General features: G+C 71.3%; 2 protein-coding genes. Both read right to left on the bottom strand.

From position 1 onward, the window contains the following. Nucleotides 1-127: 127 nt before the first annotated feature. Nucleotides 128-475 (bottom strand): hydroxyisourate hydrolase, encoded by a 348-nt coding sequence (uraH, locus tag FV222_RS27045; protein WP_147754550.1) that lies wholly within the window; start codon nucleotides 473-475, stop codon nucleotides 128-130. A gap of 45 nt (nucleotides 476-520) precedes the next feature. Continuing rightward, nucleotides 521-1027: a hydroxyisourate hydrolase gene (uraH, locus tag FV222_RS27040; protein ID WP_246685701.1), complete on the bottom strand. Its 507-nt coding sequence runs from the start codon at nucleotides 1025-1027 to the stop codon at nucleotides 521-523. Nucleotides 1028-1082 lie beyond the last annotated feature (55 nt).

The following is a 1082-nucleotide window of genomic DNA, read 5'->3' as shown; positions in this document are numbered from 1 at the left end:
CCGGGCCGCGTAGGCGCGCTCGGCCACCCAGGGCGCGTGCTCGAACGTGGCGGCGAGGAGCGCCACGAAGCCGTCGCGATCGAGGGCGTCGACGGCTGCGATGTCCGGCATCGGGTCCACGCGGGCCTCAGCTGCCGCGATAGGTGGTGCAGCTGCCCGGCGTGCACAGCATCGGCACGTGGTAGTGCTGCTTCACGTCGAAGATCGCGAACCGCACGACGGCGTCGTCGACGAACGGCTCGGCGGCGTCGGGCAGCGTCTTGAAGTAGTCGTCGATGTGGAACTCGAGCTGGTACTCGCCGACCTTCGCGTCGGCGGCGGCGACCACCGGGCCGTCGGTGCGCCCGTCGGCGTTGGTGGTCATCGACTTCACGAAGCGCCACCCGTCGCCCTCCCTGATCGAGAGGTCGATCCTGACGCCTGCCGCGGGGCGCCCGCGCTGCGCATCGAGGACGTGCGTGCTGATCCCGGCCATGGTTTTCGACTTTCCTGATGATGGGTCGGAGACGGCGGGGCGCCCTCAACTTCCGCGGTAGTACGAGTAGCCCCAGGGCGAGAACAGGATCGGCAGGTGGTAGCGCTGGGTGACGTCGCGGACGACGAAGCGCACCGGCACCAGGCCGAGGAAGTTCGGGCTCGGCAGCTTGACGCCGAGCGCCTGGAAGTAGGCCTCGACATGCAGCAGCAGCTCGTAACGGCCGGCCTTGAGCGCGTCGTCCACCAGCAGCGGGTCCGCAGGCCGTCCGGTCGGCGAGGTCGTCACGGTCTTGAGCGGGCGGTAGCCGTCGCCGTCGCGGATCGACAGGTCGCAGACCATGCCGGCGCCGGGCGTGCCGTGGAAGTTGTCGATCGCATGCATCGTCAGGCGGGGTCCGAGGCCCGCCTGCGAGGTCGGCGCGACGGTGAGCGCGCCGGGCTTCTGCGGCGCGGGCGGGGACGTCTGCGCGAGGGCGCCGGTTGAGGCCGCAGCCATGCCGCCGGCTCCGGCGATGACGAGGGAGCGGCGCGTGAGCAAAGGTCGGTCCAAGGGTTCGGTCCTCGCGGGAGACGGTTCGGGCGACGGTTCGGGATGGGGGCCGGGG

The organism is Methylobacterium sp. WL103 (genome assembly GCF_008039885.1).
GTDB lineage: Bacteria > Pseudomonadota > Alphaproteobacteria > Rhizobiales > Beijerinckiaceae > Methylobacterium > Methylobacterium cerastii.
This window is presented reverse-complemented; position numbering and strand designations above follow the sequence as displayed.

Coding starts and splice junctions, on each gene's coding strand:
- uraH (WP_147754550.1), bottom strand. CDS start 475: ATGGCCGGGATCAGCACGCACGTCCTCGATGCGCAGCGCGGGCGCCCC.